Origin of the sequence: Corynebacterium kutscheri, assembly GCF_000980835.1 — a bacterium.
Classification (GTDB): domain Bacteria; phylum Actinomycetota; class Actinomycetes; order Mycobacteriales; family Mycobacteriaceae; genus Corynebacterium; species Corynebacterium kutscheri.
The window spans coordinates 466,708-490,599 of sequence record NZ_CP011312.1; the positions used below are offsets into that span (position 1 = coordinate 466,708).

Sequence of the window (23,892 nt, forward strand, 5' to 3'; positions counted from 1 at the left end):
TCAAATTGCCCTAGAAGCGGGAGAAGCGCTTGATGAGCATTTCCTCTAGCTGCTTCCAACCTTCTGCGTGATCGCTAAAAGGCGGGGTAGGAGTATAACCAGCGGTCTCGGTGGAGCCGAGCATATAGGAGATGTAGTCTTGCATGCGCGGATTGGTGAGGAAGAACGAGTTGAGTGAGTCATCGGCTGCCCAGTCGGCGGCGTCGGCAAGCAGTTCGTAGGCGCGATTCATTTGCTCGGTGTCAACTGCTTCGATGCTCTTGGCGATATTACGAGAAATACCATTGAAGGAGTATTCGTTGTCTTTGTGTACCGCGATTTCGAGGGTGCCTGCATTGGCGTGTTGCATAACCTCTTCCCAGGTAGATACTGCGGCAAGGTCATGGTCGTCGTGTTCAACGAGCCAGCGGGTGAGTGCTTTGGAGGAAGAGAAAGTGAAGATTTCACCGTATTTGCCGAGGAATACTGGTTGTGCTTTGAGATAAGTGCGCAAGGTGTAAACGGTGCGGCCGTCGATATGGATTTTGATGGGGTCGATACCGGTTGCTGCCCAGACAGTGGTGTCATAAGGGTCAACTTGTTCGGCTTCTTCTTTTTTGCGGGCTTCCTCGGCTTCTTTAGCAGCAGTCGCAGTAGCGATAGCGGCGTCGATGCGGTTATTAGCTTCTTCGAGATCGCCATCAACCTCTTTGATGGTTATGGCTTGGTCGATGGCATCGACAATCTTATCCCAATTGTTTAGGACAACGCGTCCGATAGCTGTCCAGTCGCCTAGGCCAGTATCGCCGTGGAAGTGTTCGACTCCACGTTCAACGTTACCGAGTAAAGAGTGTGAGGAGAAAAAGACGAGTACGTCGGTAAGGGTTAAGACGTCGCCAAGTGAGCGTGCCATTCGGAAAGCACGGGAGGTTCCAGAAACTGTCTCGTGGCTAGGTTTTTCGGCTAGTAGTGCCGGGGCACCGATAATGTCGTAGTGATCGCGTTCTTCGCGGGCAAGTACCCGGGTGTCATCTTTGCTGTTGAAGTTGCCCCATTTAGGGTGGCTGGTGAGATCATGTGGCTGGTTGGATTCAAGAAAAAGCAATAATTCCGCTTCGGAACGGAAAACATAGAGTTCTTCGTCTTTGCCGAGAAATGCTTGCCATTCGGCACCATGCTCGCGCCACTCGGGAGCCCACAGAGTGTAAAAATCACCATCGGTGAGAGACAGTTTGACGGGGAGGATACCTTTATTAGCCATAGGTGGTCATTTTAGCTTAAAGAGCATCCCCGCTAAACATTTAGTGAGGGCGATAGTAACCAAAAAAGTTCATTCCCAGATTACTTTCGCGCAAGGGGTTTAATGAGACCGGATTGCCGGCTTCAATAATTTGCCCGTTGCCGGCATACATAGCAACATGTCCATCCCAAACTAATAGATCTCCTTCAATTAATTGATCTCGACTAATTTGGGTACCAACATTTTGATGTTCTGCTAATCGTGGCAATTCCACACCGGCGTTTCGCCATGCCCACTGGGTGAAACCAGAACAATCGAAGCCATCTGGGGTGGTACCACCCCATTTATATGGAGCACCTAATTGTGATTTTGCCGCTGCCACAGCTGCTTTACCGCGCGCAATATCATCATGATCGACAGGTGCGGAAGTCGAGTTATCCGGGAGATAATCAGGTTGGGTGTTCCTAGTTGCATGTATGGGCAGAAGTCGTTCTATGTGGGTTTCGATATCCGGATCTCGTGTGCTGGCAATTTCTTCTAAGCGGCTAATAGCCGGCATTAATCGTTGCTCAGCAACATCAATTCTAATAAGCGCTGTTTCAACGAAAGTCTGTGGGAGTGTGGCTAATTCCATCTGTGCGCGTGCTGAAATTGATGGATCGGGGTGCAAAATTGCTGGAGCAATTTTTATCGCGTGGGTGAGTAATTCGCTGCCCAATTGAACTAATTCTTCGCCGGCTAAGCGTAATTCGGAGATTGCTTCCGGTAGCAGCTTTTCGACGCTGTGAGCATCGGCAAGTAGGGCTTGGTTAACGTCGAAAAGCTGTGTTTCAACATTAAATTGAGCTGCTAGATCACGAATAAGGCTGATATCAGGATAATGTGGCAGCGCAGGAAAAGAGGTGCCAGGAACAAGCGATTGGATGGATTCAAGTCCGTGAAGTATATCGATCATTGCTTATCCAATCGTTGAGCAAGGTTTTCATCGGTGGCAACAATACGATTGGCAAAAATCTGGCTCGTATCTGCCAGAAGCAGTGCATAGGCGCTTTGATTACGCGCCCGCATATTCATTGATTCGAGAGCACGGTATAAGGCAGTGTGGAAGCGAGTTGCCCCGCTACCGGTAAGCAAACTATCTGTGGGCGTAGTACTTGTGTAGCGGGCGGATTCATGTAGCTGCATCACTAGGGTGCGGACTTTTTCTGGTTCAATGTTCATAATGATATAAGACGGATTTTTTAGCTAAATAGTGACATCATCTGTAAAAAAATTTTTTTTGACCGCTACGATGGGACAATATGGACATCCGAATAGTTGATCACCCGCTAGCAGCTTCTCGACTAAGCATTATGCGCGATAAGCGAACTGATAATTCTGGTTTCCGCGCCGCACTTGCTGATCTTGGAGCGATGTTAATTTATGAGGCATCGCGCGATCTTGCTACCGAGCATTTTGCTTTATCTACTCCGGTAGCAGACGCTCAAGGTACGAGGCTGCTGGATCCACCGATTATTGTGCCGGTTATTCGTGCTGGTTTAGGCATGATTGATCCAGCGTTATCAATGATTCCGGATGCTCAAGTTGGTTTTATTGGTCTTGCTCGGGATGAAGAAACCCGTGAGCCGGTTCCGTATTTGGAAGCCCTTCCTGACGATCTCACTGGACGTACCGTATTTGTAGTAGATCCTATGTTGGCTACTGGTGGTTCTTTGTTGCACGCAATTAGGTTGCTTGCAGATCGTGGTGCTACCGATATCACCGCTGTGTGTATGGTGTCTGCTCAAGCTGGTGTGGATGCTTTGGCAACTTCGGGGTTGCCGGTCAAGCTACTTACTGCCACCATTGATCCAGAGTTGAACGAGGACGCCTATATTGTCCCTGGGCTTGGCGACGCTGGTGATCGGCTTTATGGGCCGCGCAATATTCAACTTTAAAATTGCCCTAGGGCAAAAAAGATCTGTGAGTAGCGTGTAACAAAAAACACAGCAGACAAATGCATAATTATGCATGAGTGACTAATATAGTTGGCAGGATTTGTTAACTACATTAGTCACTCTAAAATTATGCCTGAGAATTGGACGCAGTGGATTAGTTATGGACACGCCTTTGCCGTGCGCTTGCGTGCAGTGCGTACTATGCGCGGACTCTCCCAGATTCGACTAGGCGAATTAAGCGGAGTGAGTAGAAACCAAATTTCTAATTTGGAGCGAAACACTAATAATGATAAAACCAGCGCGGATCCTACGATGTCCACCATCTACAAACTCGCCCGTGCCTTGCACGTTCCGCCGGTAGTACTATTGCCTGCCCCAGGAGAACTTGTGGTTGACCGTTTTCAAGGTGATGTGCATGCCGATATTGAAGTAGATATTGTATGGCCACGGGAAGCTACTGATATTGCTAGTTTTGATCGTCGACATCTACTTGCTGGATATATTGATGACCTTCCGCGTTTCGACGCACGCGATCTAGCGCAAAAAGCACAGTTTATTAATCAACTGTGCCCACGCGAGCCTAATAATGCTCATAGTGATACTGATTTATAAATCTGTTGATGGTCATTTACTAATAAAACGTATTAAAACGTATTAGTTGGTACGAGCTATAGCTGCGCTAGATGTTTAGTCATTTCCTCAACAACAGTATGCAAAATTGCCCTAGCGGTGTCCATAGTGTCAGTTTGAGAAACTTCTACATACACTTTTGCCTTGGATTCCGTACCAGAGGCGCGGGCAAGGATACGCAGTTGTGCTTGCTCATTAGTGCCCCTGAGATGAATAACCGCTAGCGGAGCATTAAAAGGACAGCGGGTAATAGTGATCCCGCCTAGGGTGTGGGGCATATTTTTCTCTAGGGCAGAAATGAGTTCTTCGGGATGTCCAGTTCGAAAAGCGATCTGTTTACCAGCAAAAATTCCATAGCGGCGGTACAACAAATCCATTTCATCACCCAAAGTTAAACCGCGTGCTTTAAGCTCGGCTGCCCAGGCACAGATATATAAAGCAGTGATAATGCCATCTTTATCATCGACGAGCTGCGGGGCAGGAGCAATGCCCACGGATTCTTCACAGGCATAGTCGACCTGGTCAGCGGCATTCATGAGGTTTTTAAAGCCGGTGAGTGTGGTACGAAAATCCCATCCTTTATCTAGTGCGATTGATTCAAGCAGTTGGGAAGAAACAAAGGTGGTAGAAACTACCGGACGTTTGCCTTGCCCGGTGTATTCCGGAACAAGATGCGTTGCTAATAACGGGCCGGTTTCATCACCGCGGAGCATAACGTAATCACCATTATGTTTGCGGATACCCACGGCACAGCGATCTGCATCGGGATCAAGAGCAATAAGAATATCGGCGCACACGTGTTGGCCGAATTCTAGTAAAGCACGCACAGCCTCAGGTTCTTCCGGATTGGGAAAGTTTACCGTCGGAAAGGACGGATCCGGGTGAAGTTGTTCTGCAAGTGGGAATACCTGGGCGAAACCAGCTACTTGCAGAGAATGCTTAAGGGTGCGCCCGCCAACACCGTGCATAGCTGAAAATGCAATTTTGATTTGGGATCGTTCAGCATTAACTCGTAGCAAGTCGCTTTGTTCTGGAACAATAAGGTTGACGCAATCATCAATATAGCGACGCGACATATCTGGTGCTGGTCGAACAAAAACGCGCGGAATATCGGTTGCAGCTGGTGTGGACTCTAATAGTTTTTCTATTTCATGTGCGCCTTCGCTGCATAATTGACGGCCATTAGCCATATACACCTTATAGCCATTATCTGCCGCCGAGTTATGAGAAGCAGTAATTTGTATTCCGCCTGATAAATCCCATTGTTTAATAAGCCAGGGAACCATGGGAGTTGGGGTAGGGGTAGGCATAAGAAATACTTCAAAACCTGCTCCGGCAAAAACTTCAGCTGCAGCAGTAACAAAAGCATGTGAGCCATAACGAGCGTCGTAGCCAACGACAACTCGAGGTGCAGAGTCCTCATGCCGGAAACTAGAGTGAATACCCGATAATTCATTTTCGGGAAAAGCGGGATGCTCATGTGGATGCTGAGCGGCTTGTTTGGCAAGCCAAGTTGCCACGGCAGAAGAAATACGGCTGACTTGCTGAACATTCATTTGATGTTCAGCAGGGCCAATTGGTGCGCGCAATCCAGCAGTGCCGAATGTTAGTCGTGCAGTCACAATCTATTTCCTCTATTTTGTCGGTTATCGCACTAGACGTTGGGGGATACGACATAGCGATAGTGTGGAACTTTCATAATTGCCCTAACGGGTTAGGCTTGGTTCTCTAAAGTCTACGCCCGACAGATAGTATGAACCATGAGAAATAAGGAAAGGGGATGGAACTTACGGTGGGGAACACAAAGCAGGTGAGGTCACACTTATCATTAATAACTGTTTATGTTGATCGGTGGATTAGCGAGCATAACGATGAGATTATTCAGTGGCGACGTCATCTTCACCAGCACCCAGAACTATCGCATATGGAGTTTTCTACCACCGAGTTCATCGCTACCACCCTAGGGCAGTTTGGGTTGGAACCGGTTTTGTTTCCCACCACTGGTCTTATGGTTGATATTGGCCCGGATACGGAAGAAAAACTTGCTTTTCGTGCTGATATTGATGCTCTGCCTATCACTGAGCACTCGCAGGAGCCGTTTAGCAGTGTTAATACGGGAGTCATGCATGCGTGCGGACATGATATTCACACAACAATTGCTTTAGCTTTAGCCTGTGCACTAGCTAGTGCGCCACTAGAAATTGGGGTGCGGGTTATTTTCCAACCGGCAGAAGAAGTTATGGATGGCGGTGCATCTGAGGTAATTAGTTTTGGTGCCTTGCAGGGAGTTTTTACTATTTATGCGCTCCATGCCGAACCAAAGCTAAAAGTAGGAAAAATCGGGGTGCGCACAGGAGCAATTACTTCTGCTAGTGATGTTATTGACATCAAGGTATACGGTTCAGGCGGGCATAGTTCGCGTCCGCATTTAACTCAGGATGTTGTTTATGCACTGGCAAAAATTGTTACGGAACTACCAGGGTTATTATCGCGCCGGGTGAGTGCACAAACCGCTACCGTTATGGTTTTTGGTTCGATTAATGCTGGTTATGCTGCCAATGCAATTCCAGAATATGGGCAGGTTTCGGGCACGATTCGTACTGGCGACATTACTGTGTGGCGTACTATTCAGCCGCTTTTAGAGGAGCTTATTGCGCACATTATTGCTCCTACCGGTTGCCGACATGAGGTTATTTACACTAAAGGTGTGCCTCCAGTTATCAACGATGATGTGGCAACTGGGATTCTTGCTGAAGCAAGTGCCAGTATTGATCCGCATGCGGTAGTGCAGGCTCCGCAGTCTTCTGGGGGCGAGGATTTTTCCTGGTATTTAGAGCATGTTCCTGGTTCAATGGCCAGGCTTGGCTGTTGGGATGGATCTGGTGAACCTGGAGATCTTCATCAAGCTAATATGCGTGCCGACGAACGCAGCATTATGGTGGGTATGCGCCTATTTGCCGCTATTGTGGATAAGTTTCAGGGGGCTGGGTAGCACCGTTATGGGGTAAACAATTAGATTATGTGCGCTTAATATCACATTTTTTGTGACTACAATGGTTCCCGCTATGGGAGTTTGGCCTTGGGCTGAGTAAAGAAGAAAATAGCCTTGTCATTCACTTTTTCGACCACCTTATCGGGAGGATCATTGTCCACGAATGTGAAGCGGATTGTTATCATCGGCGGTGGCCCAGCTGGCTATGAAGCAGCAATAGCTGGGGCAAAATACGGCGCCGAGATTACTGTGGTCGAAGACCACGGTTTAGGTGGTTCTGCGGTTATTGATGATTGTGTGCCGTCGAAAAGCTTTATTGCCGGTGCGAATATTAAAACTGATTTACGTCGCGCCGATGCTATGGGGCTAGAAAAAGCCGGTGGAATTACGTTGATGATCGCCGCACTCAATGAGCGTGTGCAAGGACTTGCCCATGAACAGTCTGAAGATATCCGGGATTCAGTCGAGCGTGCTGGGGTGCGTATTATTGATGGTCGCGGATCTTTTGATGATTATAACCCTAAGCAAACAGTGCACTATATCAAGGTTGAGCGTAACGACGGTGAGGTCGAAACCGTAGAGTGCGACCTGGTTTTGATAGCCACTGGCGCTAGCCCACGGATTCTGCCTCATGCGCGACCGGATGGGGAACGGATTTTAACCTGGCGGCAAATCTATAATATTGATGCTTTACCAGAGCATCTTATTGTGATTGGTTCTGGTGTTACTGGTGCAGAATTTGTGTCGGCTTTTGCTGAGTTAGGGGTAAAAGTCACCATGGTTGCTAGTCGGGATCGTATTTTGCCACATGATGATGCTCATGCTGCCGATACTCTAGAAACGGTTCTTGCCGAACGAGGTGTGGTACTAGAAAAGCGTGCTCGTGTTGATGAGGTGCTGCGTACCGATACAGGCGTGGTGGTTCGAACTGCTGATGGACGAGAAATTTTTGGTTCACATGCCTTGATGACCGTGGGATCGATTCCTAATACTGCTGAGCTAGGGCTAGAAAAAGTGGGGGTAGAAATGACTGCTTCCGGACACATTAAAGTAGATCGGGTATCGCGAACTAATGTTTCCGGTATTTATGCTGCCGGAGATTGCTCAGATCTTTTCCCCTTGGCATCGGTGGCGGCCATGCAGGGACGTATTGCGATGTATCACGCTTTAGGTGAAGGAGTATCGCCATTACGGTTAAAAACAGTGGCAACGGCAGTATTTACTCGCCCAGAAATCGCGGCGGTAGGAGTAACCCAAGCGCAGGTGGAATCTGGCGAGGTACGAGCACGAACGGTCATGCTGCCACTAGATACCAACCCTAGGGCAAAAATGCGTTCCTTGCACCACGGTTTTGTAAAACTTTTTTGCCGTATGAACTCTGGAATTATTATTGGTGGGGTAGTTGTCGCACCAACCGCAAGCGAGTTGATTTTGCCTATTGCTGTGGCGGTAACCAACCGGTTAACAGTTGCGGATTTAGCACAGACCTTTGCGGTATATCCTTCGTTATCTGGTTTGATTACTGAGGCTGCGCGTCAGTTAGTGCAGCCTGATGATCTTAGCTAGGCCGGGTTGACTCGCCTGGGAAAAGAAACGGTACGTTATAGCTTCACTAAGCGTATAACGTACCGTTTAATTATTATCGCAGTAGCAGCGATTGATCATCCAGCTACTAGGAAGACAAGAATACAGCGCTGAAGAGATCAACTATGCTGTCCTTGACGGTCAGAAGGATGTTATAGAAATAGCCAAATAAAGAACTCATAATATTCTCCTTATATAGGTGGATAGGGGATAAGCACAGATGTGACTTATTGAATGTATATGTCACTTCTGGGCTGGGCTCGATTGTAGGTAAGCGAAAGCTGATCTGCAAACGTTTTTGATATGAATTAAGGATATTCAGTTAGAAATTTATACTTTTCTACAGCTAGGAGGATTTTTAAGAATTTCATATGAACTATTAATACAAGTGATTTTCAGCTAATTCCCAGTTGTTTGTTAGTCTTATTTTACTAGGGAAATGTTGTGGGCTGTCGCCCAGCGCGTGATTGGTTCGCGGATTTCTGTGATGGCATCCTGGACAGTTTTGCGCTCTAGGACGGGATCATTAGGCAGTAACCGGTAAGGATCGCCTACCGGGACAATATCGAGCACATGAGCACCATCGGTATTAAGGTGTAGTACGGCGAGTGCGATCATATCGATATTTGTTTGCTCACATACCGCCCAGGTGTACATAGTGTCATTGAGCCAGCTTTGACGTGTTTCGGCAACACTTAAAGGCGTGAAAGCTGAAGTGGCCATGGCTAGAGCCGGGGTATCGTCGATACGATCATCGTTATGTAGGGGACGTGCATAGAAACGGCCGCCATTAATATCTGTTGGTTCCATAGTCTTCAATTTTAGGCTGCTATCTCTAGTGATAGTGGCAAAATGAAAGCACCGGGTAAAATGTCTCACCCGGCGCTTGTTTTAGTGCGCTAAAGTTTTAGGCATCTTTGATTTCCAATAGGATCTGCCCTTTGGTAACTCCCTCGCCAGCGCTGATAGCTAGTCCGGTTACAATTCCGGCTTTATGGGCCTTGACGGGGTTTTCCATCTTCATAGCTTCAAGAACAACCACTACATCGCCTTCGGCAACTTCGGCAGCTTCTTCCACATTGACTTTGATAACGGTGCCTTGCATCGGTGCGGTTACCGCGTCGCCAGATACTGCGGATTTAGTGCCACCTGACCGGCGCTTTTTGGTCTTCTTTTTGCTTACACCGGCTCCGCTGCCAAAGGAGAGGTCACCGGGTAGGGCAATTTCAACACGTCGTCCGTCGATTTCAACAACGACTTTTTGGGAAGGTGCAGTTTTTTCTGCGGTGTTGTCATGAGGATCAACATAGGCTGGGATCGGGTTATCCCATTCTTCTTCGATCCATTTGGTATACACATCGAATGTTTCGCCGTTACCAACAAAAGCAGGGTGGGAGACAATATGCTCATGGAACGGTAATACAGTTGGCATACCTTCGATGGTGTATTCCGATAGCGCGCGCCTAGCACGCTGCAAGGCCTCATCCCGGGTTTCGCCAAATACGATGAGTTTAGCCAGCATAGAGTCGAATTGGCCGCCGATTACTGAACCTTCTACGATGCCTGCATCCATGCGGATACCAGGCCCGGACGGTTCGATATATTTGGTTACCGTGCCAGGTGCTGGCATGAAGTTCGAACCAGCGTCCTCGCCGTTGATTCGGAATTCAAATGCGTGACCATATGGGGTGGGATCTTCTTTAATGCGCAGCTGCTGTCCCTCAGCAATACGGAACTGCTCACGAACCAAGTCTAGGCCGGTAGTAACTTCGGTTACTGGATGTTCCACTTGAAGACGGGTATTAACTTCCAAGAAGGAGATTAAGCCATCGGAGCCAACAAGATATTCAACAGTACCGGCGCCATAATAACCGGCCTCGCGGCAGATACGCTTTGCTGATTCATGCAAACTGGTGCGCTGTTCATCGCTAAGGAACGGCGCTGGAGCTTCTTCCACTAATTTTTGGAAGCGACGCTGCAAAGAACAATCACGGGTACCAGCTACCACTACATTGCCATGTTGATCGGCAATAACCTGACACTCAACGTGGCGGGCTTTATCCAAGTAGCGCTCGACGAAACACTCACCACGACCAAAGGCGGCTACTGCTTCACGGGTAGCAGATTCATAAAGTTCTGCTACCTCATCCATGGTGTAGGCAACTTTCATGCCTCGGCCGCCGCCACCGAAAGCAGCTTTAATAGCAATAGGCAGGCCGTGCTCTTGGGCGAAAGCAATCACCTCATCGGCATTTTTGACTGGTTCTTTAGTGCCCGGCGCCATGGGCGCATCGGCACGTAGCGCAATATGGCGAGCAGTGACCTTATCGCCTAAGTCGCGAATAGACTGCGGCGAAGGGCCAATCCAGATTAATCCGGCGTCGATAACTGCTTGAGCAAAATCTGCATTCTCGGAGAGAAAACCATAGCCAGGGTGAATTGCATCTGCACCAGATTTAGCTGCGGCATTGAGGATTTTATCAATGACAAGGTAAGATCCGGCGGAGTTTTGTCCGCCAAGGGCGAACGCCTCATCGGCCATGGCAACGAAAGGTGCATCCGCATCTGGCTCGGCGTAAACGGCGACACTGGTAATGCCGGTGTCCCGGGCGGCACGAATCACACGAATGGCGATTTCGCCACGGTTAGCGATGAGGACCTTCGTAATCTTCCTGGTTTCCACAGTCATTTGAAGCTCTCCTGGTTCTTGAATGTAGTAAAGCTACACACGAATAACTATCGTGCGTTTTGAGCATTGCTCAATAATGCGCCAAACATAAGCTAAACAACACGCTAGGCAAAATTGTGCGTCGTGTCATATACATGACACATTGTTGCATACTTTGATGGGCGCATAAGGCAAAAACTTCCCGTCTTTTTAGGTGAAGCACTTTGCATCTCAAAACAGTTTAAAGGGAGCCAGGCTCTTTGCCCAAAGCGATTGGCATGCGAACCATATTTCCCCACTCAGACCAAGAGCCATCATAGTTTCGTACTTTTTCATGGCCTAACAGGTACTTTAAGGTAAACCAAGTGTGCGCGGCGCGCTCACCAATTTGGCAATAAGTGATTAATTCTTCCTTGTCGAGTACCTCAGTGAAGGCCTGATCAAGCTCCGTGCGGGTGCGGAAAGTAGCATTTGCATGTACTGCTTTTTCCCATGGGATATTGACTGCTCCAGGAATATGTCCGCCGCGTATTACCCCAGAAAAGGGGAGCGTGGTGCTGTTTTCTACATTGCCTGTGTATTCAGCTTCGGTTCGAACGTCGATAAGTTGTGTGGTATTGGTGCTGTTGAGAATATCGCCGACAAAAGCACGCAGTTCGGTGTCATTGCGTTCAATAATGGGATAGTACGTGGTGGGATAGTCCAATACGTCAAAAGAGGTGTCGCGTTCTTCGGCTACCCAAGCATCGCGACCGCCATTAAGAATACGAACGTCTTTGTGGCCAAAAAGTTCGAAAACCCAGAAAGTAAAAGCTGCCCACCAATTTGATTTATCGCCGTAGATAACTACTGTGTCGTCACGGTTAATGCCTTTGGAACTCATAAGTGCAGCAAAGTCTTCACCAGTAATGTAATCGCGTATGGTGTGATTATTGAGATCTTTGCGCCAGTCAATACGAACAGCAGTGGGAATATGTCCAATGTCGTAGAGTAAGGAGTCTTCATCAGATTCAACAACGCGTAATCCAGGTGTGCCAAGGCGGGCACTGAGCCAATGTGCGGAAACTAACTTTTCCGGGTGGGCATAATCCTGAAATTGTGGATGCGGATCGTAGGGAATAGGCACGATGCTTCCTTTCTGTATGACATAGTGAGCGGCAGCTGTTTCTATGGTCATTATTAATGATCATGGAAACAATTAACGAAACGATTCTAGTAGTACGAATCACTATTGGTGGGAGCGAAGACTGTTTCTGGTAGTTCTTTTGCAATTATTTTTATAAATTGGTTGAGGGCGGTGGACGATGATGGGCGTGTGAAAATAATTCGGTGATTCAAAAAAATGAAAAACGAAGTTCAATTATCGGAAATTTTCCATTTTCATGGTGAGTAAAGACTGAATTAATATCGACAATGCACTCATTTTCATCGTAAAGAACTTCAGCTCACCGCGTGGGTTTTTGATAGATTTTTTCAAAAACTGATAAAAGCTCTACTGATGGAATATATCCTTTTCTTGTCGATAAGCAGGTAATATGCAAAGCTGCACAATGGATGTAAGTAGATATATTTAACAAAATGTGGCATTTATTACGTTGTCACTTGTGTAGCGCACATTACATTTCGTTCTGTCTTATTATGAAAAGTGGCATAGCTGCTGCACTTTTTTACTCAGCGTTATCTGCACTGCGTATGACATGGAGCGCATGCGTTGCCTACTGGAAACCCACTAGTGTCCCTACAAGCGAAAGGTTTATTGCCTATGCACAAGAGCATTGTTGTCTTCGAAGTTGAAGGTGGCTCCGACAAGTATTTTGACGGCCACCGTAAGGACACTATGCCTATAGTGAATGCCATCAAAGACACCGGTTGGCATGCAGAAGTTGTGTACTATCGCCCAGAATGGTCGGATGCCCTATTCGATTATGTTTCTGCGCATTTCGACGCCTATATTTCACGTGTAAACCCAGGCAATATTCCAGGTGGCGAGCGAGGCTATTTTGAGCTGCTTACCAAGCTTTCCGAAGCTGGGCTAGTAGGTATGTCAACACCAGCTGAAATGATGGCCTATGGTGCTAAAGATGCTCTCGTTAAACTTAATGATACGCAGCTAGTACCAGCAGATACTGCTGCCTACTACGATGTTGAGTTATTCCATAACACTTTCCCTACCTCTTTGTCTTATGGCGAGCGCGTATTAAAGCAAAACCGTGGCTCTACCGGTGAGGGAATTTGGCGCGTGCAACTTGCTGACAAAGAATATGCTGCCAGTATTATCCCTGGTACTGCTTTGCCGTTAGATACCAAGCTCAAGTGCACGGAAGCAGTGGACAATCACACCGAAATTCGCGAGTTGGGCGAGTTCATGGATTTCTGCGACCAGTACATTATCGGCGATAACGGCATGCTAGTAGATATGCGTTTTATGCCGCGTATTGTTGAGGGTGAAATTCGTATTTTGCTTGTTGGACCACACCCAGTGTTTGTGGTGCATAAAAAACCTGCCGCTGGTGGCGATAATTTCTCTGCCACTTTGTTCTCCGGTGCGCAGTACACCTATGATCAGCCAGAAGCATGGTCAGAACTTGTAGATATGTTTGCTCATGCGCGCCCGGTTATTGCTGAAAAACTAGGCGGGGATAATATCCCACTGATTTGGACTGCTGATTTTATGCTTGCCGACGGTGAGAACGGCGAGGACACTTATGTTCTCGGGGAAATAAACTGTTCTTGCGTGGGCTTTACTTCTGAGCTAGATATGGGTATTCAAGAACTCGTGGCAAAAGAAGCCATTGAGCGAGTGGAAAAGAAATTCGTATAAGTTGCTTACTACTTAAAAGGCGCCCGACCAGGCGCCTTTTTTTTTAAAACCGTCGAAAAGCAAGCATGCGTTAATGAAGTAGTTTCTCTACACATGTTGGATCAGCATCAGAGAGCATCTGCCGGATTCGGTTATATTCCGGTTGGTCATTGATCATTAATGAGGCATTACCTAGAGCAGCGATTGCGCGTAGCACACCCTGGTTTGGGGTATGAGAAAACGGGACTGGCCCCCAGCCTTTCCAACCATGTGCCCGCAACCGATCTAAACTGCGATGATAACCTGTGCGGGCAAAGGCATATGCTTGTACTTTTTCACTATCACTGGTTGCTGCGGTGATAGCATCTTCAGCGATCGTTGCCCAAACTAATGGACTGGATGGATGTGTTAACGCAACGCTGAGGGTAATGGTTGGCGGCAATTCCTCAGCAGGTAGCTGAATCGGATCTGGGGCAAGCATGTCCTTGAATTGTGTCATAAGGCATATTCTACGCAGGATAGCTGTTTAGGAAATTGTTGTTTTTGCCCTAGGCCAGAAATCGCTGATCTGTAGTCCAAAAGAATAGAGCGCTTGGCGTACTACGGGTAAGGATAAACCGATCACGCTAGAAGGATCTCCCTCGATGCGGTCAATAAACCAACCGCCGAGTGCTTCGAGGGTAAAAGCACCAGCACAACCCAGTGGTTCGCCGCTATGGGCATAGGCTTTGATGTCGTTATCACTAGCTAGGCCAAAGTGCACCGCGGTAGCTGAGGTTTTGCTATAGCTGTGTGTGCCATAGCAAATATAGTGTCCGGTTAAAAGGTGCCCAGTTTTTCCACGTTGGTTATGCCACCGCGTGATGGTTTCGGCCACGGTATGTGGTTTTCCTTGCAGGACACCATCAATTAATAGCATTGAATCACCACCGATAATGACGTCATTGGGGTAATCGTTAGCTATTGCTTCGGCCTTGGCCTGCGCAAGTTTTTTAACTACTTTTTCTGGCGCGGTATCTGCTAACTCAGTGATAATGGCCGCCTCATCAATATCAGCGGGGGCAAGAATTGGTTGTATTCCGGCAGAAAGCAGAATCTGTTTTCGTGATGGGGAAGCAGAGGCAAGAACGATGCGCATAGCTGCTTAGTTTAGGACAAAAACAACTCCGACTAAATAAGCTGGTTTCTTATTCAGCCGGAGTTTTCCTGCTTTAACTAGGTAGTAAGTGTTAGAAGAAAGAAACGTTTTGGAATGCAGCTGGATTGTAGGTGGTAGATCGTTGTAGTCGATCTTCTATATTGCCCCACAAATTGCGTTCACGGTGCGGATGAGCCGCTGACGTACCGTGGTGCGCCATAGAAGCAAACAACGCTGTAATAGCTGCTACCTGTGTACTATCGGGATTTCCTTTGAGTACACGGAGAAAAGGTTTCTTTTCCTCGGTGGTATTTTCGTCAGACATAGTTTTTTATTCTACCCCGGATTCGTTTTAGAGCGGAATATTGCCGTGTTTCTTTGCCGGTACATTAACTACCTTGCGGTCTAGCAGTCGCAGGCCTTCAATAATTTGTCCGCGCGTTTCTGATGGCGGAATAACTGCATCAACAAAACCGCGTTCGGCAGCAATATACGGGTTAACCAAGGTTTCTTCGTATTCCTGTTCATATTGCTTTGCGATGGCAACAACATCTTTACCCTCTGCCATGGCAGCTTTGAGTTCTTTACGGTAGATAAACCCTACCGCGCCAGCAGCGCCCATGACCGCAATTTGTGCGGTTGGCCAGGCAAAGACTAAGTCGGCACCCATGTCTTTAGAACCCATTACGCAATAAGCGCCACCATAGGACTTGCGGGTAATCACCGTAATTTTGCCAACAGTTGCTTCTGAGTAGGCATAGAGCAGTTTTGCACCACGACGAATAATGCCGTCGTATTCTTCGCTGGTACCTGGCAAGAATCCAGGGACATCGACAAATTCAATAATTGGAATATTGAAAGCATCGCAGGTGCGGATAAAACGAGCCGCTTTTTCTGATGCCTTAATATCCAAGCAACCAGCGAACTCGGTGGGTTGGTTGGCTACGATGCCTACTGAGCGTCCCTCTATGCGGGCGAAGCCGGTGAGAATATTATCGGCGTAGCCTTCTTGGATCTCAAAGAAATCGCCATCGTCGATAATGCGTGAGATGACTTCTTTCATATCGTACGGCTGGTTAGGAGAATCTGGGATAAGGCGGTCAAGTTCAAGATCGGTATCGGTGATGTTCTCTTGGACAGAACCAACCATAATCTCGGCTATTTCGCGGGGAGCTTCTGCTCGGTTGTTGGAAGGCAAATAGCTGACTAGATCGCGAACCCAGTCCAGCGCATCGGCATCATCGCTAGCGGTGTAATGAGAGGTACCGGAGGTGGACATATGAGTATGTGCACCCCCAAGTTCTTCTTGGGTGACCTCTTCGCCAGTGACCGTTTTAATAACATCGGGGCCGGTAATAAACATCTTAGAGGTTTTATCCACCATGACGATAAAGTCGGTAAGTGCTGGCGAATATACATGGCCACCAGCGCAAGCACCCATAATGAGTGAAATCTGTGGGATAACACCAGAAGCAAGAGTATTGCGGTAGAAGATCTGCGAGTATAAGCCAAGTGAGACAACGCCTTCTTGGATACGCGCACCGGCGCCTTCATTAATACCAATAAGCGGTACACCGGTTTTAATTGCTAAATCCATGATTTTAACGATTTTTTCGCCATAGACCTCGCCGAGAGCACCACCAAAAATTGCACCATCTTGCGAGAACACAGCAACCTTGCGGCCATCGATGGTGCCATAGCCGGTAACAACACCGTCGGTATAAGGGCGCTTAGCATCTAGGCCGAAGTTCTTGGAGCGGTGACGTGCTAGAGCATCTACCTCGACGAAAGAACCTTCGTCAAGGAGATATTCGATGCGTTCGCGGGCAGTTTTTTTGCCGGTTTCATGAACTCGATCAATGGAGGGCTGTCCCATTGGTGCCTGAGTTTCAGCAAGACGTGCGCGTAGGTCTGCGAGTTTGCCAGCGGTGGTTGTTAGGTCAGGTGCTTGCGCACCAGTATCAGAGATCATTGCGGCGGTCATGGGACATAAGTGTAAGGGGTATGCGGCAATTTTGGGAACTGTTTGTCCAGTAATTAGTGGTAGCAGAAAAAATATCTAGGTTTAGGGGTAGGAAAAAGGGGTAAAAAGGAACATTTTTATATGTGCAATTGTGTTTTTAATAAAAATGCCCACCCCTTGCTCTGGGGTGGGTAGCACGCTGTGCTAGCTAAAATAGGGCTTATAAGGGGATATTTCCGTGTTTGCGTGCTGGTCGATGGACATGCTTATTTGCTAGTAAGCGTAGGTTTCTAGCTAGAAAACCACGGGTTTCACTAGGTAGAATAACTGCATCGATAAGCCCGCGCTCGGCAGCGAGATAAGGGTTAAGCATATGATCCTCGTATTCGCGTTCAAAAGAAGCAACGAGTTCAGCGATATCCTGTGGGCTTAAGCCATTTTTTTGAGCAGACATGATTTCTTTGCGATAAAGAAAACCCACTGCACCCGCAGCACCCATGACGGCAATTTGGGCGGTTGGCCAGGCTAGGTTGAGATCGGCGCCCAACCCTTTAGAACCCATTACGCAGTAGGCTCCGCCATAAGCCTTGCGCATGGTGACCGTAATTTTAGCAACAGTTGCCTCGCCATAGGCATAGAGCAATTTTGCTCCACGACGCAAGATCCCGCCGTATTCTTGACCTGCTCCCGGTAGGAAACCAGGGACATCAACAAGCATGACAATAGGGATATTAAAAGCATCGCAGGTGCGAATAAACCGAGCGGCTTTTTCTGAGGCATCAATATCTAGGCAACCGGCAAATTGGGTGGGCTGGTTAGCTACGAAACCTACTGATTGCCCTTCGATACGCCCAAAAGCGATAACGATATTTTCGCTGCGCTCTGCTTGGATTTCTAGGAATTCTCCATCGTCGGTAAGCGATTCAATCACTTCGCGTACATCATAGGGAACGGTAGGAGAGTCCGGAATAATAGAGTCGAGTTTAAGATCGTCGGCATTAAGATTGCTCTCGATGGAGCCTTCTTCGGGGTCGAATTCGCTAATGGGCGCACAAATGCGGTTATTGGAAGGTAAATAGCTGACCAAATCGGCAACGAAGTCAAGCGCATCCTCATCGCTAGCAGCGGTGTAATGGGTATTCCCGGCGGTAGACATATGCATATGTGCGCCACCGAGCTCTTCTTGGGAAATTTCCTCGCCAGTGACCGTCTTAATAACATCGGGGCCGGTGACAAACATTTTTGCTTTTTTATCTACCATCACCACAAAATCGGTCAATGCGGGGGAGTAAGCATTGCCACCAGCGCAAGCGCCCATAATAACCGAAATCTGAGGAACTACCCCAGAGGCATTGATGTTGTGATAGAAGGTTTGTGCAATAAGATCTAGGGAAACAGCACCATCTTGGATACGTGCGCCTGCACCTTCATAAAGGCCGATAAGTGGGCGCCCAGTGGTGACAGCTAGTTCCATAATTTTGCACATTTTTTCGCCATAGACTTCGCCTAAAGCTCCACCAAATACGGTGCCATCCTGGGAGAAAATGCAGACTTCGCGGCCGTCGATAGTGCCCCAGCCGGTGACAATTCCATCGGTTGCGGGACGTTTTCCATACATGCCAAAAGCATGGGTGCGGTGTCGGGCAAGCTGGTCGGTTTCAATAAACGAACCTTCGTCGAGTAAATAATCTAGGCGTTCCCGGGCGGTGAGTCGGTTGGCATCATGAACTTTTTTGTATGCGTCCGGCCCTAGTGGGTAGGTAGCCTCCGCGCGCCTAGCCTTTAAGTCGGCGATTTTGCCGGCGGTGGTGTCAACGGCAGGCAGTGAAGCCACATCGATCAAAGGTGAGGAAATTGTCATGTTTTGAAAGACTAGTCCTCTTTTATCACCTTTTCTAGTGGGAACATAAATAAATTACCTATCGGTAGGTGGAAAATGCCTGCTCACATAGTTTTTTTTAGGGTAAAAAATATTTTTGCATTTTCTTTCCGATGTGGAATTTCTAGCTCATTATTGCCCTAGGGCAGTTTCGGTGATTGCTAATCTGGCTTAGCCTTATTCTTTTTTAAAACTGTAGAATCAAGCAAATGGATAACCGCCAACCTCTTGATGTTGCCCGTCTGCGTGCAGAACTTGTTGATAATGGACCATTTGCACGTTTAGAGCACAGTATGTCTACCGGATCAACGAATACCGATCTTGTTGCAGCCGCTCATGATGGCACACCTGCTTGGACTGTTTTTCTCACAGAAGAACAAGTAGCAGGACGAGGTCGTATGGGAAGACGGTTTGAAGCTCCCGCTGGATCACAGCTCACACTGAGCTTTTTGATTCGTCCACCAGCATCAGCGATAAGCCGGCTAGGAACTATGGCACTTATTACCGGGTTAGCACTTGTTGATGTTATTAACCAATTACCTAGACACGACGCAGATGCGGACACACGAGCTGGAAACGAAGATAGCTCAGTGGGTCTAAAATGGCCTAATGATTTACTTGCCGACGGACGCGGAAAAAGCGGCGGCCGTAAATTATGTGGCATCCTTGCCGAAGCTGTTGATTTAGGTAGCTCCCCGGCAGTTGTGATTGGTCTAGGTCTTAATACCAGTTTGCGTAGTGATGAACTTCCAGTAGCGCATGCTTCTTCTTTAGAGCTAGAAGGCATTGTTTATGAACGAACCGAATTAGCTATTAACGTGTTGCGTGCACTATATAAACGTATGACGCAGTGGGAATGCGGCGAGGCAACACTCATGGACGAATACCGCGCCGCAAGTGTCACCATTGGCCAAAATGTGCGCGCTATTTTACCGGGTGATAAAGAATTACTTGGTAGAGCAGAAACCATTACTAATGATGGGCACTTGGTTGTTGTCGAAGAAGACGGTACTCGCCATGTGCTTACCGTGGGTGATATTACCCATTTGCGCTTGCAATAATTATTGGGGCACAGCTAGGGGTAAAAGGAAAGAGTATGGCTATTACTATTGCGCCCGACGAGCAGGTGCGTGTCGATGTCACCACCAGTTTAGCTGGGTTAAGCTACTCGGTTATTCAACTGATTTTTTATACTGCAGTTTTTTGGATGGTCATTGGTTTCTTAGATCGAATGGGAACTGAAACCGTAAGCGTTGATGCGCGTAATGCAGTCGTTGCCTTATGGTTAGCGGTAGTGATCTGGCGGTTTATTATTCCTATTGCTTCCTTGCGTCGTCGTCGGCTTATTCTTACCGATCGACGCTTGATCCTGCGCACTCCCGGAATGCGTGGTTATACCGAGGAGTTTTCGCTCCAAGCCATCCGCAAGGTACAGCGTAAAAGGCGAACCCTAGTACTAGGGGTAGCGGGTTATAACCAAACAATTTCTATTACGGATATCCCTAGGGCAAAAAGGGTCGCCACCATGTTAGTGGAATCATTGCCAGTAGTTTCTTATTAGCGGAAAATAGTATGAAGTTAACGTTGCCAGCTATAACCAAAAGATAGTTTTTGCTTTCTGGCAGCGTTATTTCTTTTTCTTGTGTGCAATACCCGTTTTTTAGTACGCAAAGTATAGTGAGTTTCGTGACTTTAGCCACCGATACAGTTGCCCCTCTGTCCGCACATGCGCCAGGTATGCCCATCGTTACCGTCATCGGAGACGGTCAGCTTGCCCGGATGCTACATACTGAAGCTATTGAACTAGGATTATCGCTAAGAATTTTGGCTAGCTCGCCAGATTCGTCTGCCGCGCAGGTTACTCATGATGTTGTTATAGGTGACTACCTTAATCTTGATGATCTACGTCGTGTCGCCGATAAAAGTTCAGTAATTACCTTTGACCACGAGCATGTTCCCAATGAGCATTTAGAACAACTTATTTCCGAAGGCTATAACGTTCAGCCAGCGCCGTCTTCATTAATATATGCCCAAGATAAACTAGTTATGCGCCAGCACCTGGCCGCATTAGGGGCGCCAGTTCCAGAATTTGCTGAGATCTCTAGTGTGTCCGAAGCCCGTAGCTTCTGGCATTCGGTGAATGCTGAAGTGTGCATTAAGGCACGCCGGGGCGGTTATGACGGACATGGGGTGTGGTTTCCACGCAGTGAAACAGAATTAACAGAATTAGTGTCCAAACTGCTTGCTGCAGGTACTTTGGTAATGGCAGAAAAAAAGGTTCCTCTGGTTCGAGAACTATCGACGCTGGTTGCACGCACCCCTTCCGGGAAAGTGAAAAGCTGGCCAGTAGTTGAAAGTGTGCAAACCGGTGGCATTTGTACTGAGACTATTGCTCCTGCACCAGGGCTTGAACCACAGATAATGCAGCGTGCACAGGAGCTGGCAATAAAAATTGCTACTGAGCTTGGTGTTACTGGTGTTTTAGCAGTGGAACTGTTTGAAACAACCACTCATACCGGTGAAACAGAAATATATGTCAATGAGTTAGCAATGCGACCTCATAATACTGGGCATTGGACACAAGATGGCTGTGTAACTAGCCAATTCGAGCAGCATATCCGAGCAATATTGGATTATCCGCTAGGCGATACCTCCCCGGTAGCTCCAGTTACCGTGATGGTTAATGTTTTAGGCGCGCAAGATGATCCGCAGCTACCAATGCAACAACGTATGCAAGAAGTATGGCAGCGTTTTCCAGAAGCAAAGATTCATCTTTACGGCAAGACTTATCGCGCTGGCCGCAAGCTTGGGCATGTGAACTTAAGCGGAACTGATCTCGTACAGGTGCGTCGAAACGCGCAGTTAGCCGCCGGCTTTTTAGCACAGGGATGCTGGCTGGATTCGGCAAGGGAAAAATAAAAGCTTCAGTACTGTGAATATTTAACAAAGGATGACACTATGCAACCGCTTGTAGGAATTATTATGGGTTCCGATTCTGACTGGCCAACAGTGCAACCAGCTGCAGAAATACTAGCTGAGTTCGGCATTCCCTTTGAGGTTGGGGTGGTCTCGGCACACCGTACACCAGAGAAAATGCTGCGTTATGCACAAGATGCCCACATTCGGGGTTTAAAAGCGATTATTGCTTGCGCAGGTGGCGCAGCTCATCTACCTGGTATGGTAGCTGCGGCAACGCCATTGCCAGTAATTGGTATTCCACGTGCGCTAAAAGAACTTGATGGTATGGATTCCTTGCTTTCTATTGTGCAAATGCCTGCTGGTGTGCCGGTGGCTACGGTATCAATTGGGGGCGCTAAAAATGCAGGTTTGTTAGCTGTGCGTATTCTTAGCACAGCAGATGAACAGCTTATGCAACGCAGCGTGGACTATCAGGAAAAAATGCGTCAAGAAGTTGAGGCGAAAGATGAAAAATTACGCCAAAGCTTATTAGGGGAATAATAATTCGTGCATATTGTGGTTTTGGGTGCCAAGGTGCACGCCACGCGGCCGTCATCGTTATTAGCACAGCGGTTGGAGGTTGCCGCGCGCTTGGCTAGCCCAATGGATACCATTGTTGTTTCTGGCAAAGGTGAGGCAGAGATTATGCGCGCATTTTTGATTGATCTTGGCATTGATGCACAACAAATTATTATTGAAAATGCGGCAACAAGCACGAATGAAAACCTAGAAAACACCGCTCAATTGGCTCCCCCGGGAACATATTGGTTAGTGGTAACCAATAGTTTTCATGTGTGGCGTACCCGGCTGTGGATATGGCATTTAGGATTTCCGGGAAAGGTTATTGGTTCGGGGTTGTTCCCACTGCGCAAAGCTGGCATCTATGGGCTAATAAGAGAATTTTTTGCGCTCCCACATTCAGCTGTGCGCATTGCTTTTCGACGTTTTCTACACTTGAACAAAATCCGTTAAGCACTTTTGTACAGCTTAGACGGAGGAACAATGCTTACTGCATGCTAGGGCAAGAACCGACGCCAGAACATAACTGTGGCTACCACCATAACAAGGGCAAATAGTGCTGGCCACAGTGCTGGTTCGGGTTGAATAACATTAATTGCAGCCTGGATCACCGCTAAAACAGTAAAGAAGACGAGAAAACCTAATACCGCTTGTTTGCGAGCACGTACCCAGGCAAAATCATGATTACTGGGGTTGAAATTGTTATTTTCAGCGCCTTCTATCCGATCGTAGTGCGGGTTGTGGTTATCGGTATTCATTAACGCATATCTTACTTCACACCACCGGCAGTTAATCCGGAGACAATACGACGCTGGAAAATTAACACCATAATAATTAGGGGCACAGTAACCAAGGTACCGGCAGCCATAATAGCGGTGTAAGGGTATTCGAAAGCACTGGGGCCGCTAAAACGGGCAATAGCGACCGTAACTGGTTCTGTAGCAGTAGTAGAAAGTTGGCGAGCCAACATAAATTCATTCCATGTGGTAATAAACGCCAAAATGGCGGTGGTAAATAACGCTGGTGCGGCAAGCGGTAGTAAGACAAGCCGGAAGGCTTGGCCGCTGGTGGCTCCGTCGACACGTGCTGCTTCCTCAAGCTCCCAAGGAAGTTGACGGAAAAATGAGGTCAAAGTGTAGATGGTGAGCGGCAAAGCAAAAGAAATATTGGGGATAATCAGTGCCCGGTAGGTACCAATCCATCCTAGATCGCCAAAGAGTTGAAATAGTGGTGTTACTAAAGCAATGCCGGGGAACATACTTGCGGCTAAAACAATGCCGGTAACAAAACCTTTGTAGCGGAAATCTAGGCGGGCAAGTGCATAGGCGGTCAGTACCCCAACGAGTACTGCAATTGCGGTGGTGGCAGCACCAATAATAAGCGAGTTGCCAATCGCGCCAAGGAAGTCATTGCCTTTATCCGTGCTGAGCGCATCCCGGAAATTATCTAAGGTGACATGTGTTGGCCAGGCGGTGGTATCAAAGGTGTAGGCGCGATCTCGCAATGCGGTAACTACCATCCAATAAAAAGGAGCTAACCCCCAGAATAAGATGACGATAATGCCAAGATAGTTTCCCAGGGTAGTAGAGATTTTTTTCTTCATCG

General features: G+C 47.7%; 24 protein-coding genes. 10 read left to right on the top strand and 14 right to left on the bottom strand.

The window, feature by feature from the left end; translation table 11 throughout:
* Positions 1-10: 10 nt before the first annotated feature.
* Genes UL82_RS02130 through UL82_RS02140 form a run of 3 tightly spaced genes read right to left on the bottom strand, consistent with a single transcriptional unit; the run spans position 11 to position 2,440 of the window.
* Entirely contained in the window at positions 11-1,240 is a 1,230-nt protein-coding gene (locus tag UL82_RS02130; protein ID WP_046438779.1) for a hypothetical protein, read from the bottom strand.
* Positions 1,241-1,280: 40 nt separating this feature from the next.
* Positions 1,281-2,174, bottom strand: a complete 894-nt coding sequence (locus tag UL82_RS02135) for a C40 family peptidase (protein ID WP_052735845.1) — start codon at positions 2,172-2,174, stop codon at positions 1,281-1,283.
* A complete protein-coding gene (locus UL82_RS02140; protein WP_046438780.1) occupies positions 2,171-2,440 on the bottom strand; it encodes a hypothetical protein in 270 nt (89 codons plus the stop codon). Before UL82_RS02140 ends, UL82_RS02135 begins: the two co-directional genes overlap by 4 nt.
* Positions 2,441-2,520: 80 nt before the next feature.
* Between UL82_RS02140 and upp the strand changes: the two genes are divergently transcribed.
* A complete protein-coding gene (upp, locus tag UL82_RS02145) occupies positions 2,521-3,156 on the top strand; it encodes a uracil phosphoribosyltransferase (protein WP_046438782.1) in 636 nt (211 codons plus the stop codon).
* A 129-nt stretch (positions 3,157-3,285) separates the two neighbouring features.
* The gene (locus tag UL82_RS02150) at positions 3,286-3,768 is read left to right on the top strand and encodes a helix-turn-helix domain-containing protein (protein WP_083966388.1); all 483 of its coding nucleotides are present in this window, start codon (positions 3,286-3,288) and stop codon (positions 3,766-3,768) included.
* Positions 3,769-3,824: 56 nt separating this feature from the next.
* On the opposite strand, the gene UL82_RS02155 is transcribed toward UL82_RS02150, so the two are convergent.
* Positions 3,825-5,342 carry a phosphohexomutase domain-containing protein gene (locus tag UL82_RS02155; protein WP_083966492.1) on the bottom strand — a complete coding sequence of 506 codons (1,518 nt, stop codon included), beginning with the start codon at positions 5,340-5,342 and terminating at the stop codon, positions 3,825-3,827.
* A gap of 254 nt (positions 5,343-5,596) precedes the next feature.
* Here UL82_RS02155 and UL82_RS02160 point away from each other — a divergent pair, with 254 nt between their 5' ends.
* Together UL82_RS02160 and UL82_RS02165 are read left to right on the top strand one after the other, a co-directional pair.
* The gene (locus UL82_RS02160) at positions 5,597-6,778 is read left to right on the top strand and encodes an amidohydrolase (RefSeq protein WP_232009506.1); all 1,182 of its coding nucleotides are present in this window, start codon (positions 5,597-5,599) and stop codon (positions 6,776-6,778) included.
* A gap of 165 nt (positions 6,779-6,943) precedes the next feature.
* Positions 6,944-8,344, top strand: coding sequence for an NAD(P)H-quinone dehydrogenase (locus UL82_RS02165; protein WP_046438785.1), 1,401 nt, complete (start codon positions 6,944-6,946; stop codon positions 8,342-8,344).
* Between the two features lie 441 nt (positions 8,345-8,785).
* Here the strand turns inward: UL82_RS02165 and UL82_RS02170 are convergent, their stop codons facing one another.
* The 3 genes from UL82_RS02170 to UL82_RS02180 form a co-directional block, all read right to left on the bottom strand.
* Positions 8,786-9,172 (bottom strand): hypothetical protein, encoded by a 387-nt coding sequence (locus UL82_RS02170; protein ID WP_046438787.1) that lies wholly within the window; start codon positions 9,170-9,172, stop codon positions 8,786-8,788.
* A gap of 97 nt (positions 9,173-9,269) precedes the next feature.
* The gene (locus UL82_RS02175; RefSeq protein WP_046438788.1) at positions 9,270-11,051 is read right to left on the bottom strand and encodes an acetyl/propionyl/methylcrotonyl-CoA carboxylase subunit alpha; all 1,782 of its coding nucleotides are present in this window, start codon (positions 11,049-11,051) and stop codon (positions 9,270-9,272) included.
* 220 nt (positions 11,052-11,271) lie between these two features.
* Positions 11,272-12,156 carry a sulfurtransferase gene (locus tag UL82_RS02180; RefSeq protein ID WP_046438790.1) on the bottom strand — a complete coding sequence of 295 codons (885 nt, stop codon included), beginning with the start codon at positions 12,154-12,156 and terminating at the stop codon, positions 11,272-11,274.
* Positions 12,157-12,792: 636 nt separating this feature from the next.
* On the opposite strand from UL82_RS02180, the gene UL82_RS02185 reads away from it, so the two are divergent.
* Complete coding sequence (locus UL82_RS02185) at positions 12,793-13,851, top strand: Cj0069 family protein (protein WP_046438791.1); 1,059 nt, start codon at positions 12,793-12,795, stop codon at positions 13,849-13,851.
* A 70-nt stretch (positions 13,852-13,921) separates the two neighbouring features.
* On the opposite strand, the gene UL82_RS02190 is transcribed toward UL82_RS02185, so the two are convergent.
* The 5 genes from UL82_RS02190 to UL82_RS02210 form a co-directional block, all read right to left on the bottom strand.
* Positions 13,922-14,329 carry a DUF3151 domain-containing protein gene (locus UL82_RS02190; RefSeq protein WP_046438793.1) on the bottom strand — a complete coding sequence of 136 codons (408 nt, stop codon included), beginning with the start codon at positions 14,327-14,329 and terminating at the stop codon, positions 13,922-13,924.
* 27 nt (positions 14,330-14,356) lie between these two features.
* On the bottom strand, positions 14,357-14,968 hold the full coding sequence (locus UL82_RS02195; protein WP_046438794.1) for a Maf family protein: 612 nt from the start codon (positions 14,966-14,968) through the stop codon (positions 14,357-14,359).
* Positions 14,969-15,059: 91 nt separating this feature from the next.
* The gene (locus UL82_RS02200; RefSeq protein ID WP_046438795.1) at positions 15,060-15,293 is read right to left on the bottom strand and encodes an acyl-CoA carboxylase subunit epsilon; all 234 of its coding nucleotides are present in this window, start codon (positions 15,291-15,293) and stop codon (positions 15,060-15,062) included.
* Between the two features lie 27 nt (positions 15,294-15,320).
* Complete coding sequence (locus UL82_RS02205; RefSeq protein WP_046438797.1) at positions 15,321-16,952, bottom strand: acyl-CoA carboxylase subunit beta; 1,632 nt, start codon at positions 16,950-16,952, stop codon at positions 15,321-15,323.
* Between the two features lie 199 nt (positions 16,953-17,151).
* Positions 17,152-18,792: an acyl-CoA carboxylase subunit beta gene (locus tag UL82_RS02210; protein ID WP_046438798.1), complete on the bottom strand. Its 1,641-nt coding sequence runs from the start codon at positions 18,790-18,792 to the stop codon at positions 17,152-17,154.
* A gap of 227 nt (positions 18,793-19,019) precedes the next feature.
* Between UL82_RS02210 and UL82_RS02215 the strand changes: the two genes are divergently transcribed.
* From UL82_RS02215 to UL82_RS02235, 5 genes are all read left to right on the top strand, one after another.
* Positions 19,020-19,871 carry a biotin--[acetyl-CoA-carboxylase] ligase gene (locus UL82_RS02215; protein WP_046438800.1) on the top strand — a complete coding sequence of 284 codons (852 nt, stop codon included), beginning with the start codon at positions 19,020-19,022 and terminating at the stop codon, positions 19,869-19,871.
* A gap of 35 nt (positions 19,872-19,906) precedes the next feature.
* Positions 19,907-20,371: a hypothetical protein gene (locus UL82_RS02220; RefSeq protein ID WP_046438801.1), complete on the top strand. Its 465-nt coding sequence runs from the start codon at positions 19,907-19,909 to the stop codon at positions 20,369-20,371.
* Positions 20,372-20,496: 125 nt separating this feature from the next.
* Positions 20,497-21,729, top strand: coding sequence for a 5-(carboxyamino)imidazole ribonucleotide synthase (locus tag UL82_RS02225; RefSeq protein ID WP_083966389.1), 1,233 nt, complete (start codon positions 20,497-20,499; stop codon positions 21,727-21,729).
* A 39-nt stretch (positions 21,730-21,768) separates the two neighbouring features.
* On the top strand, positions 21,769-22,269 hold the full coding sequence (gene purE, locus UL82_RS02230) for a 5-(carboxyamino)imidazole ribonucleotide mutase (protein WP_046438802.1): 501 nt from the start codon (positions 21,769-21,771) through the stop codon (positions 22,267-22,269).
* A gap of 6 nt (positions 22,270-22,275) precedes the next feature.
* Positions 22,276-22,740: a YdcF family protein gene (locus tag UL82_RS02235; protein WP_052735846.1), complete on the top strand. Its 465-nt coding sequence runs from the start codon at positions 22,276-22,278 to the stop codon at positions 22,738-22,740.
* A 44-nt stretch (positions 22,741-22,784) separates the two neighbouring features.
* On the opposite strand, the gene UL82_RS02240 is transcribed toward UL82_RS02235, so the two are convergent.
* The gene (locus UL82_RS02240; RefSeq protein ID WP_052735847.1) at positions 22,785-23,045 is read right to left on the bottom strand and encodes a hypothetical protein; all 261 of its coding nucleotides are present in this window, start codon (positions 23,043-23,045) and stop codon (positions 22,785-22,787) included.
* Positions 23,046-23,056: 11 nt separating this feature from the next.
* Positions 23,057-23,890, bottom strand: coding sequence for a carbohydrate ABC transporter permease (locus UL82_RS02245; protein ID WP_046438804.1), 834 nt, complete (start codon positions 23,888-23,890; stop codon positions 23,057-23,059).
* Positions 23,891-23,892 lie beyond the last annotated feature (2 nt).

Bases quoted from the DNA above. Each gene is read 5' to 3' on its own strand.
- UL82_RS02175 (WP_046438788.1), bottom strand. From the start codon at position 11,051: ATGACTGTGGAAACCAGGAAGATTACGAAGGTCCTCATCGCTAACCGT.
- UL82_RS02130 (WP_046438779.1), bottom strand. From the start codon at position 1,240: ATGGCTAATAAAGGTATCCTCCCCGTCAAACTGTCTCTCACCGATGGT.
- UL82_RS02220 (WP_046438801.1), top strand. From the start codon at position 19,907: ATGGCTATTACTATTGCGCCCGACGAGCAGGTGCGTGTCGATGTCACC.
- UL82_RS02140 (WP_046438780.1), bottom strand. From the start codon at position 2,440: ATGAACATTGAACCAGAAAAAGTCCGCACCCTAGTGATGCAGCTACAT.
- UL82_RS02240 (WP_052735847.1), bottom strand. From the start codon at position 23,045: ATGAATACCGATAACCACAACCCGCACTACGATCGGATAGAAGGCGCT.
- UL82_RS02210 (WP_046438798.1), bottom strand. From the start codon at position 18,792: ATGACAATTTCCTCACCTTTGATCGATGTGGCTTCACTGCCTGCCGTT.
- upp (WP_046438782.1), top strand. From the start codon at position 2,521: ATGGACATCCGAATAGTTGATCACCCGCTAGCAGCTTCTCGACTAAGC.
- UL82_RS02150 (WP_083966388.1), top strand. From the start codon at position 3,286: ATGCCTGAGAATTGGACGCAGTGGATTAGTTATGGACACGCCTTTGCC.
- UL82_RS02170 (WP_046438787.1), bottom strand. From the start codon at position 9,172: ATGGAACCAACAGATATTAATGGCGGCCGTTTCTATGCACGTCCCCTA.
- UL82_RS02205 (WP_046438797.1), bottom strand. From the start codon at position 16,952: ATGACCGCCGCAATGATCTCTGATACTGGTGCGCAAGCACCTGACCTA.
- UL82_RS02245 (WP_046438804.1), bottom strand. From the start codon at position 23,890: ATGAAGAAAAAAATCTCTACTACCCTGGGAAACTATCTTGGCATTATC.
- UL82_RS02195 (WP_046438794.1), bottom strand. From the start codon at position 14,968: ATGCGCATCGTTCTTGCCTCTGCTTCCCCATCACGAAAACAGATTCTG.
- UL82_RS02215 (WP_046438800.1), top strand. From the start codon at position 19,020: ATGGATAACCGCCAACCTCTTGATGTTGCCCGTCTGCGTGCAGAACTT.
- UL82_RS02135 (WP_052735845.1), bottom strand. From the start codon at position 2,174: ATGATCGATATACTTCACGGACTTGAATCCATCCAATCGCTTGTTCCT.
- UL82_RS02190 (WP_046438793.1), bottom strand. From the start codon at position 14,329: ATGACACAATTCAAGGACATGCTTGCCCCAGATCCGATTCAGCTACCT.
- UL82_RS02200 (WP_046438795.1), bottom strand. From the start codon at position 15,293: ATGTCTGACGAAAATACCACCGAGGAAAAGAAACCTTTTCTCCGTGTA.
- purE (WP_046438802.1), top strand. From the start codon at position 21,769: ATGCAACCGCTTGTAGGAATTATTATGGGTTCCGATTCTGACTGGCCA.
- UL82_RS02155 (WP_083966492.1), bottom strand. From the start codon at position 5,342: ATGAATGTTCAGCAAGTCAGCCGTATTTCTTCTGCCGTGGCAACTTGG.
- UL82_RS02185 (WP_046438791.1), top strand. From the start codon at position 12,793: ATGCACAAGAGCATTGTTGTCTTCGAAGTTGAAGGTGGCTCCGACAAG.